General features: G+C 41.3%; 13 protein-coding genes. 4 read left to right on the top strand and 9 right to left on the bottom strand.

The window, feature by feature from the left end; translation table 11 throughout:
• Positions 1–314: 314 nt before the first annotated feature.
• The 5 genes from AAEY87_RS00590 to AAEY87_RS00610 form a co-directional block, all read right to left on the bottom strand.
• The gene (locus tag AAEY87_RS00590) at positions 315–1,205 is read right to left on the bottom strand and encodes an ABC transporter substrate-binding protein (protein ID WP_068038899.1); all 891 of its coding nucleotides are present in this window, start codon (positions 1,203–1,205) and stop codon (positions 315–317) included.
• Between the two features lie 91 nt (positions 1,206–1,296).
• Positions 1,297–2,226, bottom strand: a complete 930-nt coding sequence (locus AAEY87_RS00595; protein WP_502945432.1) for a transporter substrate-binding domain-containing protein — start codon at positions 2,224–2,226, stop codon at positions 1,297–1,299.
• A gap of 44 nt (positions 2,227–2,270) precedes the next feature.
• Entirely contained in the window at positions 2,271–3,071 is an 801-nt protein-coding gene (locus AAEY87_RS00600) for a transporter substrate-binding domain-containing protein (protein ID WP_350655485.1), read from the bottom strand.
• A gap of 309 nt (positions 3,072–3,380) precedes the next feature.
• Entirely contained in the window at positions 3,381–4,172 is a 792-nt protein-coding gene (locus AAEY87_RS00605) for an ABC transporter ATP-binding protein (protein ID WP_350655486.1), read from the bottom strand.
• A 274-nt stretch (positions 4,173–4,446) separates the two neighbouring features.
• Positions 4,447–4,833 carry a hypothetical protein gene (locus AAEY87_RS00610; RefSeq protein ID WP_350655487.1) on the bottom strand — a complete coding sequence of 129 codons (387 nt, stop codon included), beginning with the start codon at positions 4,831–4,833 and terminating at the stop codon, positions 4,447–4,449.
• 519 nt (positions 4,834–5,352) lie between these two features.
• On the opposite strand from AAEY87_RS00610, the gene AAEY87_RS00615 reads away from it, so the two are divergent.
• The 4 genes from AAEY87_RS00615 (at position 5,353) to gltS (ending at position 9,270) form a co-directional block, all read left to right on the top strand.
• Entirely contained in the window at positions 5,353–6,654 is a 1,302-nt protein-coding gene (locus tag AAEY87_RS00615) for a glutamate-5-semialdehyde dehydrogenase (RefSeq protein ID WP_350655488.1), read from the top strand.
• 123 nt (positions 6,655–6,777) lie between these two features.
• A complete protein-coding gene (locus tag AAEY87_RS00620) occupies positions 6,778–7,545 on the top strand; it encodes a ribonuclease domain-containing protein (RefSeq protein WP_350655489.1) in 768 nt (255 codons plus the stop codon).
• Between the two features lies 1 nt (position 7,546).
• Positions 7,547–7,906 carry a barstar family protein gene (locus tag AAEY87_RS00625; RefSeq protein WP_350655490.1) on the top strand — a complete coding sequence of 120 codons (360 nt, stop codon included), beginning with the start codon at positions 7,547–7,549 and terminating at the stop codon, positions 7,904–7,906.
• Between the two features lie 89 nt (positions 7,907–7,995).
• Positions 7,996–9,270 carry a sodium/glutamate symporter gene (gene gltS / locus AAEY87_RS00630; RefSeq protein WP_068034247.1) on the top strand — a complete coding sequence of 425 codons (1,275 nt, stop codon included), beginning with the start codon at positions 7,996–7,998 and terminating at the stop codon, positions 9,268–9,270.
• Between the two features lie 104 nt (positions 9,271–9,374).
• Here the strand turns inward: gltS and glyA are convergent, their stop codons facing one another.
• The 4 genes from glyA to AAEY87_RS00650 all read right to left on the bottom strand — a co-directional run bounded on the left by glyA (position 9,375) and on the right by AAEY87_RS00650 (position 13,573).
• Complete coding sequence (glyA, locus tag AAEY87_RS00635; protein WP_068325766.1) at positions 9,375–10,631, bottom strand: serine hydroxymethyltransferase; 1,257 nt, start codon at positions 10,629–10,631, stop codon at positions 9,375–9,377.
• Between the two features lie 360 nt (positions 10,632–10,991).
• Positions 10,992–11,471: a hypothetical protein gene (locus tag AAEY87_RS00640; RefSeq protein WP_350655492.1), complete on the bottom strand. Its 480-nt coding sequence runs from the start codon at positions 11,469–11,471 to the stop codon at positions 10,992–10,994.
• A gap of 200 nt (positions 11,472–11,671) precedes the next feature.
• Positions 11,672–12,175 carry a chorismate--pyruvate lyase family protein gene (locus AAEY87_RS00645; protein ID WP_350655494.1) on the bottom strand — a complete coding sequence of 168 codons (504 nt, stop codon included), beginning with the start codon at positions 12,173–12,175 and terminating at the stop codon, positions 11,672–11,674.
• A 60-nt stretch (positions 12,176–12,235) separates the two neighbouring features.
• Complete coding sequence (locus AAEY87_RS00650) at positions 12,236–13,573, bottom strand: GNAT family N-acetyltransferase (protein WP_350655703.1); 1,338 nt, start codon at positions 13,571–13,573, stop codon at positions 12,236–12,238.
• Positions 13,574–13,913: the final 340 nt, after the last annotated feature.

The following is a 13,913-nucleotide window of genomic DNA, read 5'->3' on the forward strand; positions in this document are numbered from 1 at the left end:
ATGTATGGCAACACCGCGTTTGAGCTCGCGTATAGACTATGATTCATTGACTCGGCAAAAATGAGCCGTGATTTTATCATAATCGGCAAGCTCTATGTTACTGCTCATACGCAAAACCTGTATCTAGACGGATGCTAATCGTGCCAAAACGACACTGCTAAGACCAATCTAGCGATACTGTGCAGTCAGTTTTATCAGAGCAGTTGCTCTTTATAGATAAAAACAAAAAATTCATAAATAAAAAAGGATATCACCAATATGGCAATATCCTTCTGACTAATAAAATAAGTATTTCGTGACTAGCTAGTAAATTACTACTGACCAGCGGTATCCGTTGCGGGCTCAGCAGCTACCGTTGTTTCGGTCGCTGGCATCGCGAAGTATTTTTGATTAAGTTCATCATAAGTCCCATTAGCTTTTATATTAGCCAATGATTGATTAATCTTAGCTTGCAAAGCATCACCAGGACGAACAGCTATTGCGAAGTTATCATTAATATCAATCTCATCACCTTTAATCATATAAGGACTACCTGATGGTGAGCTTAACCATTCCAGCGCTGGTACTTTGTCAGAGATCATCGCATCAACGCGACCGGATCCTAAATCCAGAAACGCATTGCTCAACGTATCATATAACTTCATGTTGGCTTTTGGATATTCGCCTTCTAACCACTGTGAGGAGATTGTTGAGCGTTGGGCGGCGATAGAATGGGCATCAATATCGCTACTTTTACTTGGATCAAAGCTACTCTCTTTTTTAGCTAAAAACACCAAAGTATTACTAAAATAGGGATCGGTAAAGCTGACTTGTTGTGCACGTTCTGGTGTTATAGACATCGCAGCTACAATCGCATCATACTTGCCAGCTTTAAGTCCAGGAATGATACCATCCCAATCTTGCGCCGTAATCTCACAAGTGACTTGCATATCGGCACAGATAGCGTTGGCCATATCGACATCGAAGCCGCCAAGTGTCCCATCTGCATTGGTATAGTTAAAAGGCGCATAGGCACCTTCGGTACCAATCCGTAGCACATCACCTGTTTCAGAAACTGTCGTCGTCTCAGTAGCGCTCTGATTAACATCATCAGTGCTATCTTGGCTGTTGCTGCAACCAGCTAATGTAAAGACAGCAGCCATGGCCAGCAAAGATGCTGAAAAACGACTCATCCTAACCGATTTGATGACTGATGCACGAGTCATGACGATGACTGGGACAAAATAGTTGCTCATAATCATCCTTGATGTTTACTTAGTAAAAAACAATATCTACCTTTATAAGGTAGACGCTGTATTAGTTGGTCGCCGCTTCTGTCTGTTCTTCTTTAGCAATCATGGCATTAGCATCGACATCACCATCATCGACGACAACTACTTTCTCAACACCACCAGTTGTAACTGCTTTCTGGGCAGCAGCTGTAGTGCTAGTACCAAAGTAGCTACCAGTGATTTGATCATAGACGCCATTAGCTTTTAACTCAGTCAAAGCCTGATTGAATTTAGCAACTAAAGGATCACCTTTACGAAAGGCAATACCCATTGCGTCTTCTTCAGTACTGATCTCTTGCCCTTTGACTTCATAGTCCTTGCCAGCTTCTGTCTTTAGCCAATCAATACCCGTCACTTTATCTGACATCATCGCACGTACGCGACCTGAAGTTAGATCTAAATAAGCATTATCTTGGGTATCATAAAGCTTTATATCAGCGTCTGGATATTCATCTTGCAAGTACTGTGATGAAACCGTTGAGCGCTGTGAAGCAACAGGCTGCCCTTTTAGATCTGCAACACTAATAGCGTCACCTTTTTTACCGATCAAAATAATACCAGTATGAAAGTACGGATCAGTAAATTCCACCACTTCTTTACGTTCAGGCGTAATCGACATACCAGCAATAATGGCATCGAATTTTTGTGCGTTGAGACCAGGAATGAGGCCATCCCAGTCTTGTGATATTAGCTCACATTCTGCTTTCATTTGCGCACATAGCGCATCGACCAGTTCTACCTCATAACCGATAAGCTTGCCATCAGCGTCAGTATAACTAAATGGCTTGTAGCTTGATTCCGTAGCAATTTTTATATTGATAGGAGTGTCAGTAGTCGCTGTATCAGATGCGGTACTTTCCTCTGGTGCAGAGCTATTATTACAGCCAGCCAGCATTAGCATCGCTGCACTAAGCGGTGCCAACCATTTGGCTCTATTTACGAATGATGATGTCATAGATATTGTCATAATTGCTATTCTCTTATTTCTAAATCAGAAGATTATTGACCAAAATTCTCTTGCTCAAGACGGGCAAGCTCACCGTTACTACGGATTTCGCTTAATGCCTTATTGAAGTCATCTCTGAGAGAATCGTTTTTACGCACAGCAATAGCAATATTGTCATCATTGTCTATTTCATCACCAACAATACCAAAGCCTTCAGTATTATCCGCTAACCAAGATTTGGCAGAGACTTTTTCAGCCAATACTGCATCGCTACGGCCTGATTTTAAATCTAAGTAGGCGTTGTCATAATTGTCGTATAACTGAACGGTATTACCATCTTTACCTTCGTAATTCTCTTGCAGATAAGCGCCTGGAGTCGTTGAACGCTGGCCACCTAAAGTCAGGTTTTTCATAGCCATTGGATTAAAGCTACTGTTAGTATCGGTCAGCCATACCATCGTATTAGCAAAGTAAGGTTCAGTAAAATCGACTTTTTCTTGACGTTCAGGAGTAATTGACATACCAGCGACTACGGCATCGTATTTTTGTGCTAGTAGACCTGGAATAATACCGTCCCAATCTTGAGCGACAATCTCACACTTTGCTTGCATTTGCGTACATAAAGCATTAGCAACATCGATATCAAAACCTGCCAGGCTACCATCAGCATTAGTATAGTTAAAAGGAGGATAAGCGCCCTCAGTCGCGATGCGAATGGTCTTACCAGCCGCGTCCGCCGCAGGTGCATCAGCATTAGTATCAGTGGCTTCATTAGCAGGTTGGCTACAAGCACTAAGCGCAATGGCTGCAGTGATGGTCATTGACGACCACAATAGACGAGAGTTCGACATCATACGTTCCTCATTTTTTAATAGGGTTTCTGATAGATAATTATGTTGTTTTAACTTTTGACATCCTTGCCAAATAATAAATGTAATAACAAATATTGACATTTTATAGACTACTCGATAATACCTGACTAAAATATCAAAAACAAACGTTTTGCATATTGACTGTCATTATTGAGTAATAAAGTATTAAGCAAGGACGGATAGCATGATGAATAACTATTTGATGCCATCGATATTTGGCGATATCAAATAGTTATTTAATGATTTAATGCTTGAAGGTGTTGAGTATTGAACAAATTATTATGACTGGTTTTAACTATGCGATGCCATAAACTCTTTAACTCGCTCTGAGGTTGGATTGTCAAAGACTTGCTCAGGCGTGCCAATCTCTTCAATAACGCCTTGATGCAAAAACACCACTTTGCTTGACACTTCACGGGCAAAGCGCATTTCATGGGTGACAATTAGCATCGTACGTCCCTCTTCTGCCAAATCTCGCATGACAGCGAGTACCTCATTAACCAGCTCAGGATCGAGCGCAGAAGTTGGCTCATCAAATAATAATACACGCGGCTGCATAGCTAGCGCACGAGCGATAGCAACACGCTGACGTTGACCGCCTGATAAGTTGGCAGGATAAGCGTCTTTTTTGTCCAGTAAGCCGACTTTATCTAGTAGCTTTTCAGCATCACTGATGGCCTGATCTTTTTTAATTTTTAAGACCTGCGTTGGCCCTTCAATAATGTTTTGAAGGATGGTTTTATGCGGCCATAGATTGAAGTTTTGAAATACAAAACCCACGCGTGCACGTAAACTCTCAAGCTGTTTGTTGTCTACTGCTTGCATCTCACCGGACTTTGTTGGTTTTAGCATGAGCTCATCATTGCCGATAATAATACGGCCTTGATTTGGCTTTTCGAGCAAATTAACACAACGTAATAAAGTAGATTTTCCAGAGCCAGAAGACCCCAAGATAGAGATCACATCACCATCATAGGCAGTCAGTGATACACCTTTGAGCACAGCCAATGAGCCGAAGCTTTTATGAAGATCTTGTAACTCTAAGGCGATAGGGCGAGTCGAGTTTGCGGCAGTCTCAAGCATGGGTTAGCGGATTTCCATTAAAAATGATTAAAAAGAGAAGCGTAATAACAAAGTTATGATAACTTAAAAAAATAGGGACTGGTAGCGTATCAATATAATGACAAGTCTCATCAGTCGTTTGCGCCACATTGTCGCTTAAAACAGGGCTAAAAGGCAAACTTTCTATCTTTTTTCGTGCTTAATATTTCCAATTACGTCATCCATAAAAATAGCTCAGATCGCATTAACGTGTCTGAGCTTTTTTTATATTATCAGCTTTATTTTATGAAAAATACTAATAGGTAGAAACATGCTCTTCTGATTCGCTACCATCTAGCATCTCGGAGTCATCAACACCTACCGCTACGCCATCATTAGCTTCGGCAACCGCGACATCGTCGTTCATCATATCGGTATTGGCATCATTAGCCATATCCATATCTTCAGAGGCTACTGCAACATCTTCATTTGCCATATGATTATCATTAGCCACACCAGTTGCACCCTGCTCTACTTCTGCCTGAGCATCCATAGCGGTTTCGTCTTCACTCATAGGTGCTTCTTTATCTGCACAAGCACTCAATGTTAAAGCCGCTGCTGCTAGTGATGCATACAACCATTTTTTATGCATAGATTTATGAGTGGTCTTCTCTATCATTTTCATGTTTTTAGTGGTATTCATCTCAACTCTCCGTCGCTCAATCAGCAGTAATGGGATTTAAAAGTTTTATAAACACACTCAATCAATATTGAGCCTAGTGCATACTTAACGATTTAGTGTTCAACTATACTGACAACTTCCGATTACTACCTTAGTAGTTACAGCATAGTTGTGTTAAAAATGCGTAACTGTATAAGTATCAAATGTTTATCATAAAATATTATTAATGAAAATTTCTTTGATAAGGGCCTCTTTAATAAAAGCACTTTATAACCCAACTTCAATACAAAGCTAAATACATGCCTTTAAAAGCCAGTAACTATAGGTTAGAAGCAGATATTGTTCACAAATTCGTCTTTACTATCGACTGTAACTCCTCTATGTTAAATAGCATAACGCTGTAACAGTGATAAAACTTACCTTTTCACCCATTATTAGCGCTTCTTTGTGCACTTTTGCCTTCTTTGGCATGTTTATTTTGTATAACCTATTATTATGACGAACAATAACTTCTATCCACAGATATAAGGAAAATGATCTATGAGTCAACCAAATACCACAGATATCACCGCTTACATGCAACAAGTTGGCAAACAAGCCCGTGCAGCATCTCGTGCTCTTGCCGCTGCTAATACTGGCGATAAAAATTCAGCACTTATGGCGATTCATGATGTATTAGTTGATGCCAAACAAGATATTTTATCCGCCAATCAAATTGATATGGACAATGGTCAAAAAAATGACCTTGATGCTGCCCTACTGGATCGTTTAGAGCTAAACGACGCTCGGTTTGAGGGTATGCTACAAGGTCTTAAAGACGTCTCTACCCTACCTGACCCTATTGGCGAAGTGACTGACATGACCTTTCGTCCATCAGGTATTCACTTAGGTAAAATGCGTGTGCCACTTGGCGTAGTCGGCATGATTTATGAATCACGTCCAAACGTTACTTTAGAAGCGGCATCTCTTGCCCTAAAATCTGGCAACGCTATTATTTTGCGTGGTGGCTCAGAGGCATTCGAATCTAATCAAGCAATTGCTAAGTGTATTTACCAAGGCCTAAAAAATGTGGGTCTATCTGAACATAGTGTCCAAGTACTACAAACGACAGATCGCGCTGCGGTTGGCGAGCTTATCACCATGACAGAGTATGTAGATGTAATTGTACCGCGTGGTGGTAAAAGTTTGATTGCACGTATCAGTAATGACGCTAAAGTTCCAGTTATCAAACATTTAGACGGTAACTGTCATACCTTTATTGATAGCGATGCCAAGCCTAATATCGCCATCGAAGTCAGCGTCAACGCTAAAACCCATCGTTACGGTACTTGCAATACGATGGAGACATTGCTGGTCGATGAAGCAGTTGCAGATGAGCTACTACCACAGATCGCTGAAGCTATTATCCAAGCTGATGACGCTATGCAACTGCGTCTTGATGATAAGTCGCAAGCTATCTTAAATGACAACGCTAAGCTTGATGGACATTTATCAGCAGCGACAGATGAGGATTGGGATACCGAATATCTAGCACCTATTTTAGCGATTAAAATCGTGGCAGGCCTTGATGAAGCGATTGAACATATCAACACCCATGGCAGCCATCATACCGATGTCATTATCACTGATAACTATACTAAGTCGCAGCGCTTTATCCGTGAAGTAGACTCAGCTAGCGTGATGATTAATGCCTCTAGCCGATTTGCTGATGGCTTTGAATATGGTTTGGGTGCAGAGATTGGCATCTCAACCGACAAGATTCATGCGCGTGGTCCTGTAGGTCTTGAAGGTTTGACCTCACAAAAATGGATCGTCTATGGACATGGTGAGACCCGCGCCTAACTTATTATGCTTTAACCTACCATTTGTAGCTTAACCTAAAGTATAATCCACAAAAAACGTCAGCCTAATTGCTGGCGTTTTTTATTAGTTATAAAAACAGGAAGCTTACAGGACGACATACGCATGCAAAGTGGCGAAATCAAACACTGGAAACAAGATAAAGGCTATGGCTTTATCGACGTAGATAATCAAAGTGAAGACGTGTTTTTTCATGTTAGTAAAGTGAAGTTGTCGCAACCAATCACCGTAGGTCAAAGAGTCTATTTCAATAGTGAACGTAACGATAAAAATCAATTACGTGCCACTGAAGTCACTGATGTTTCATTAAGCCTTAAGGAAAGCGCAGATTCAGATTACCCCACGCGCTCGTCAAGTAATATCGGTCAAAATAATGGCTTTCACAATAGTCAGAATAATCGAAACAATCATAGCAATCGCAACCACCATCGTAGTAGCCAAGATAAGAAAAGCTCGCTATCTACCCTATTTAGTTTGATAACTATCATTGCAATCGCTGTTTATTTCTTTGCAGATTTAAAGTCTACTTTCTTTACAGATAGCGTCCAACCGACCTCTATATCACAAACCTCATCGGAAACGAGCCAATCAAAGGCACGTGGCATAACTGGCGACCCTCAGATAGACCAAACCATCGCGCTTATTCAACAAGGTGGACCTTTTCCATATCCTAATAAGGACGGTACTACTTTTTATAATCGAGAAGGCAGACTACCCGCGCAGTCCCAAGGCTACTACCGTGAATATACCGTACCTACGCCTGGGGTTTCTCATCGCGGGGCGCGGCGCATTGTCACTGGTGGTAATCCTCCAACCATATATTATTTGACCGTCGACCACTACGATAGCTTTCGAAAATTGGAGGTAAATTAATATGAGCCAAGCCATTTATTATATTAACCAAAACGGTACAACACTTAGTGACAGCATTCCTGAGCAGGCTGTTAACATCCCCATCGGTAAAGTGCTTGATAAAGAAAATCTCTTAACCAGCTTAGACAAAGCGTGCGATTTTCCTAGCTACTTTGCCCATAATTGGGACAGTGCTTGGGACTGCTTGACGGATAGTGATGTCACTCATTTACAGCTCAGTTTAACTAAGACAGAAACCATCAATACTGAAGACTTTAACGTTTTTAAAAGCATTATTGAAGATGCCTACAAAGATTTTGGTAAGCCGCAATTGTGGGTGATTGTTTCGTCCGAAATTATGTCGTCCGAAGATAAGGACTAGTCGCTAATTATCACAAAAACCTGATTTCGAGATAAAGCCATATTTATCCCGGATTCAGGTTAATTAATATTTAGAGAAAGGATTAACGTATGGAAATTACTTTAAACGGCTATTACACATTGATATTAGCCACCTTAGTGCTACTGCTGGGACGCTTTTTGGTTAAGAGAATTAAGTTTTTAGAAGACTTTAACATTCCAGAGCCAGTTGCTGGTGGCTTGGTTGCTGCAATTGTTGTCTATATTTTGAATATCTTTTGGGGATATACCTTTAACTTTCATCAAGGTTTGCAGACGGCAACTATGCTCATGTTCTTTGCCTCTATTGGACTCAGTGCTGACTTTGGTAGGCTTAAAGCGGGTGGTTCGCCGTTATTAATTTTCACTATTGTGGTATCAGTTTTTATTGTCTTGCAAGATGTCGTTGGCGTGGCCATGGCAAGCGCATTGGGACTTGATCCTCTACTCGGATTAGTAACAGGTTCTATTGCTCTTACCGGAGGACACGGCACAGCAGGTGCTTGGGGCATTACTTTAGAAGAAGATTATGGCGTGGTTGGAGCGACGACGCTTGGTATCGCGGTTGCAACCTATGGTTTGGTAGCAGGTGGTATCGTTGGTGGTCCTGTTGCGCGGCGCTTGATTCAAAGGCTTGGTCTAAAACCAACACCAGCCAATCCAAATCCTAGCGACATCGAAAAGGTCGCTGGTGCGCAGTCATTGTACAGTACCAAACATGATGAAGATTCAGCGCATAGCAATAAAGAAATCTTTGAAAGACCTGACAGTATGCGCTTTATTACTGCCTCCTCTACCATTGAGACCTTGGCGCTATTTGCTGGTGCATTGGCATTTGCAGATGCCATGACACTCGTTGCAGCAGATACTTGGTTTGAGTTACCCACCTTCGTTTGGGCACTGGCAGGCGGTGTCATTATCCGTAATGTGTTAACGATGGTGTTTGATTTTGATATGTTCGACCGCTCCATTGATGTGTTTGGTAACGCTTCTTTGAGTCTATTCTTAGCGATGGCATTGCTGTCATTAAAACTTTGGCAGTTGACTGATCTAGCGGGTCCTGTATTAATTATCTTGCTGGTGCAGACAGCGATTATGATTGTGTATGTCTACTTTATAACGTTCAAAGTAATGGGCAAAAACTATGATGCAGCTGTGTTATCAGCAGGACATTGTGGTTTTGGTATGGGCGCAACGCCGACTGCGATTGCCAATATGCAGGCAGTCACCGATCGCTACTTGCCATCACCTAAAGCGTTTTTGATTGTGCCAATGGTTGGTGCTTTCTTCGTTGATATCGTCAACGCTACGATATTGCAGATATTTACGAAGTTGCCGTTTATGTAAGTTAAGAGTGTAATAGCATCAGATCTAATTGCTTAAGAAAACAAAAAAACCGCCTAGCAAAAGCTAAGCGGTTTTTATATTATCTGATTTTATTTATTTAAAGTTTACTGGTTTTTTTCGTAAACTGGCAGCTCTTTACAGATAGCTTCTACTTTGCCACGTATTTCAGCAAGGACTTTTTCATCACCACGGCTGTCTAGGACATCGCAGATCCAACCAGCTAAATCACTAGCTTGTGCTTCGTTAAAGCCGCGAGTAGTAATTGCTGGAGTACCAATACGGATACCAGAAGTGACGAACGGAGATTTTGGATCATTTGGTACGGCGTTTTTATTCACAGTGATATGTGCATCGCCAAGCCATTTGTCCGCTTCTTTACCAGTCATTTCTTGCTTAACTAAGCTGATAAGCATCAGATGGTTTTCAGTACCACCAGAGATGATTTCATAACCACGCTCTTGGATGACTTTAGCCATTGCTTGGGCGTTTTTAACGACTTGCTGCTGGTAAGTTTTGAAGTTATCTTCCAAGGCTTCTTTAAAGCAGATCGCTTTAGCAGCGATTACATGCATCAACGGGCCACCTTGGTTGCCTGGGAATACAGCAGAATTGAGCTTTTTCGCAAGCTTCTCATCACGTGCCAAGATCATACCTGAACGCGGGCCACGTAAGGTTTTGTGGGTTGTAGTAGTCACTACATCAGCAAACGGTACTGGGCTTGGGTAAACGCCACCAGCGATAAGACCTGCAACGTGTGCCATATCTACCAGTAAGTACGCACCTACTTCGTCGGCGATTTCACGGAAACGCGCCCAATCAACCACTTGTGAATACGCTGAAAAACCAGCAATAATCATTTTAGGCTTATGCTCTTTTGCCAAACGCTCAACTTCGTCATAATCGATCAGACCTGTTTCTTCAACTAGGCCATATTGTACGGCATTATAGTTAAGGCCTGAGAAGTTGATATGCGCGCCATGAGTCAAGTGACCACCCGCATCTAGACTCATTCCTAGTACCGTATCGTTGGCATCAAGTAATGCTAAAAATACCGCTGAGTTTGCTTGGCTACCTGAATGCGGCTGTACGTTTACATACTCGGCACCGAACAATTCTTTTGCGCGATCAATAGCCAATTGCTCAACGATATCAACGTGCTCACAGCCACCATAATAACGCTTGCCTGGATAGCCTTCAGCATATTTGTTGGTTAGATCTGTGCCTTGTGCTTCCATCACTGCTTGCGAGCAATAGTTCTCTGATGCAATAAGCTCAATGTGGTTTTCTTGACGCACGCTTTCAGCTTCCATGGCTTTAGAAAGTTCTGGATCATAATCCTTGATAGATATATCTTTAAACATATTAATGTCCTATATATTGACTATTTTTAGAGGGGAGCTAGTAGAAGGAAGACGCCTAGAATCGGCGTCTCGGTATCAGCAATAGTTTTGATGTGCTTCTGCATTCAGAGTATCGCTATGACCAAGTGTAACATGAAATTTCACGTTATGAGCGCAAAAAAACCTTGCCTTAAGCTGAATGAATTAAACGCCTTTATAACGGGCATAAATTGCCAACGAAATAACTGTTTTACTTATTTTTCTAGATACTAAATGGTTAATAATTCTTGATAAACAAAAAAAGCAATCATCCGAAGATGACTGCTTTTAATCTATGGATAAACATTATCCCTGAAGAAATTTTTTTAATAATCTACTTTGTTACTGCATGCTGACTAACGGCTTTGACACCCAACCTTCGCCTTTATCACTCTGTACATGATAATAGCCATTTTGCTCAGCACCCATGTATATCATAATATCCTGCTGAGATAAAATAGCGACCGAGTTTGAAGCTTTATTTGCTTGCGAATGTAGTTTAGTCGTTTTTAATTTACCAGATAAAACTGTGCCAGAGCTGAGTTGCCCTATGCTGTTTTGGTTATTCTGGCTATATTGATCGTTTTGAGCCCCTTGATCATTGAAACCGACCTCTTCACCTAGGTCAGTAACCGCCTGCTTACTCCCTCTGAGCATGTCAGCCGTCTTTCCGATTGAATTAATAGTTTGCTGCACTTCATAAATACTATCTAAAAATCCAGCATTAGCACTAATAGATAAACCAAGCATGGATGTACCTACTGTTAATAGGATAATAGATTTTGAAAAAAAAGATAACGACGTGTTTGATGAGGGCGCCATAAAAAGTTCCTAATGTTAAGATAAGTATAAAATGTTACTGAATTGTATTTATAACATAACTATAAATTACCAAACAAGTGTTATTTACCCTATATCTAAAAACTAACGACTTTTGTTCAAAATATACACTATATAGATTATTTTTGCTTATCTTAGAATAAGACATTTCCCATTGGGCAAAATAGTTTGTACTAAAAAAATTAAGCATCACCGGACAAAAATGCTGGTAAAAAGGTCTCGCTGATAAGTAACTTGCGTCCATACCAATTATAACGTGTTTGGCGTTGCCAACCATCTTCGGTGAAGCAGACAAAACGCTTATTAGGTAAGGTTCGACTACGTTTGAATAGAACGTAGCCGATAGGAGTACCTTTTAGTTGCTGTAGACGGCGCGCGTGTCCTTTTAGACTTGATAAAGGAAAGACACTTTGCGCCTGTACCCAAGGCCTGTCATCATTACCATACAGCTGAACTTCACGTACCCATGCTAGCATCGGACGATTAAGTGCTGAGCGATGTAGACCTAGTTGCTGCTTTTGACGTAACGTAAGCTGACGATAGCCTTCAAAACTACGCTCTACGCGTAATGGCTGTCCTGCCCTTTCTTCGAGCATTGCAGTCAAAGAGCCTTCGGCATTGAGCCACGATAGTAGCTCAATTGGTGGTATCAAAGTATTGGAATAATCAAAGGAGTGACTGGGCATAAGTGACTAAATGTGAGAGGTTAGAAAAGAAAAACCAATATTGATCATGATTATCAAACCTTATTGATCATGATCAATAAACTTGGGCATATTATCAATATTAAATGGTAATGCATCATGTGCTTGCTGGCGATATCGCGTCATTTGTAGTCGATCTTTTGTACAGAAGTCTGCAATCGCTGGTACAAAACGCGGATCATAAATACGGTGCAAAGAATGCGTTTTGGTTGGAATAAAACCCCGTATTAATTTGTGCTCGCCTTGAGTACCTGGATCAAAATTTTTCAGACCCTGCTCAATGGCAAACTCAATGCCTTGATAATAGCACAGCTCAAAATGCAAGCTATCATACTCGCCAAGCGCTCCCCAATAACGACCATATAAAGTCGCATTTTCGCTATGAGGTTTGTCATATAAGAACAAACTACTGGCAATAATCTTATCATTACTATCATAAGCTTGCGCCAAAAAAAGATACTCCGACATCTCTTTTGCTAATGCCATAAAAAACGCTTCTTTTAGATATGGCTGCTGTCCGCGAACGGCATAGGTCATCACATAGCAATGATAAAACGCCTTCCAATCCGCATCAGTAATCTCATCTCCGCACTTACGAACACAGTAAATTTCTTGTGCAGCAACCTTCCTACGCTCAGCGCGAATATTTTTACGTTTTTTAGCAGTCAATGTCATTAAGAACGCATCGAAGTCCGCAAAGGGCTGACCATCTTGCAGTAAGTCCTCATTTTGCCATAGGAACTGACAGCCTTGGCGCTCAAGGATAGGATTGTTTGCAGTAAGCTCTACTATTTCAGTATTGGTTACTTGCGCTGGATCAACCATATGATTGGCAGGCATTGATGACGTCGCAAGTTTGGCTAATTCTGGCTTCACAAACAACCCATGCCAGCCTGATGCTCCTACTTGCTGCGCGATATCATCCACCCCTGCTATCGCAGTTTTTACAATATCGGCATTAAGGGTTTCACCAGCTGCCAACCACAATCGCTGACCGGTAATCGGTGTATAAGGCGAGCTTGTCACCAGACGCGGGTAATAATCGATGCCGTAATGCGCATAAGCCTGTGCCCATGCGTGATCAAAGACGAATTCGCCACGATGATGGTCTTTTACAAAGACTGGCATGACAGCGACAGGCTGAGAGATGTCCACTGGTGCTGTGGTTGTTGTGGTTGGATCATCTAACGCTTCACTCTCAGCACCATCTGTACGATAGACCAAAATGAAGATAGGCAACCATCCTGCCCGCTCACCAATCGCACCGGTGTCTATCAATGCCTGCCAAAAGGCAAACGACATAAAAGGGGTATCAGGCAGTTGCCAATCGGCTCGACTCTGCCAACTGGTATCGTTAAGTAGCGCATACTGTAGATTCATAAGGCTCACACTGTTTTCTCTTTATCGTCTAGCCTACCAAACGTCAGATATTTTGCTGTCACAATTTGCAAAAAATGCAGATAAAATAAACATCGCAAATAGATAATTTATCATAATGGTTTACAACCAAGCATAAAAAAGCCACCTACAAAAATGCAGATGACTTTACTTGACGTTTTATTATTTAATAACAATATTAAGTGCTGTTTGTCTGTCAATTGTATTTGCAATGTGTATATATATACCGGTTTTATCGCTTTTACTTTAAAAAACAGGGTTAAAGAGCGGTACTTGAATGGAAAAGATGATATCGAGGCTGATGACTGGTAGAATAACGTTG

Source organism: Psychrobacter sp. S1-30-MNA-CIBAN-0213, from assembly GCF_040309845.1.
Classification (GTDB): Bacteria; Pseudomonadota; Gammaproteobacteria; order Pseudomonadales; family Moraxellaceae; genus Psychrobacter.

Bases quoted from the DNA above. Each gene is read 5' to 3' on its own strand.
- AAEY87_RS00590 (WP_068038899.1), bottom strand. From the start codon at position 1,205: ATGACTCGTGCATCAGTCATCAAATCGGTTAGGATGAGTCGTTTTTCA.
- AAEY87_RS00595 (WP_502945432.1), bottom strand. From the start codon at position 2,226: ATGACATCATCATTCGTAAATAGAGCCAAATGGTTGGCACCGCTTAGT.
- AAEY87_RS00600 (WP_350655485.1), bottom strand. From the start codon at position 3,071: ATGATGTCGAACTCTCGTCTATTGTGGTCGTCAATGACCATCACTGCA.
- AAEY87_RS00605 (WP_350655486.1), bottom strand. From the start codon at position 4,172: ATGCTTGAGACTGCCGCAAACTCGACTCGCCCTATCGCCTTAGAGTTA.
- AAEY87_RS00610 (WP_350655487.1), bottom strand. From the start codon at position 4,833: ATGAATACCACTAAAAACATGAAAATGATAGAGAAGACCACTCATAAA.
- AAEY87_RS00615 (WP_350655488.1), top strand. From the start codon at position 5,353: ATGAGTCAACCAAATACCACAGATATCACCGCTTACATGCAACAAGTT.
- AAEY87_RS00620 (WP_350655489.1), top strand. From the start codon at position 6,778: ATGCAAAGTGGCGAAATCAAACACTGGAAACAAGATAAAGGCTATGGC.
- AAEY87_RS00625 (WP_350655490.1), top strand. From the start codon at position 7,547: ATGAGCCAAGCCATTTATTATATTAACCAAAACGGTACAACACTTAGT.
- gltS (WP_068034247.1), top strand. From the start codon at position 7,996: ATGGAAATTACTTTAAACGGCTATTACACATTGATATTAGCCACCTTA.
- glyA (WP_068325766.1), bottom strand. From the start codon at position 10,631: ATGTTTAAAGATATATCTATCAAGGATTATGATCCAGAACTTTCTAAA.
- AAEY87_RS00640 (WP_350655492.1), bottom strand. From the start codon at position 11,471: ATGGCGCCCTCATCAAACACGTCGTTATCTTTTTTTTCAAAATCTATT.
- AAEY87_RS00645 (WP_350655494.1), bottom strand. From the start codon at position 12,175: ATGCCCAGTCACTCCTTTGATTATTCCAATACTTTGATACCACCAATT.
- AAEY87_RS00650 (WP_350655703.1), bottom strand. From the start codon at position 13,573: ATGAATCTACAGTATGCGCTACTTAACGATACCAGTTGGCAGAGTCGA.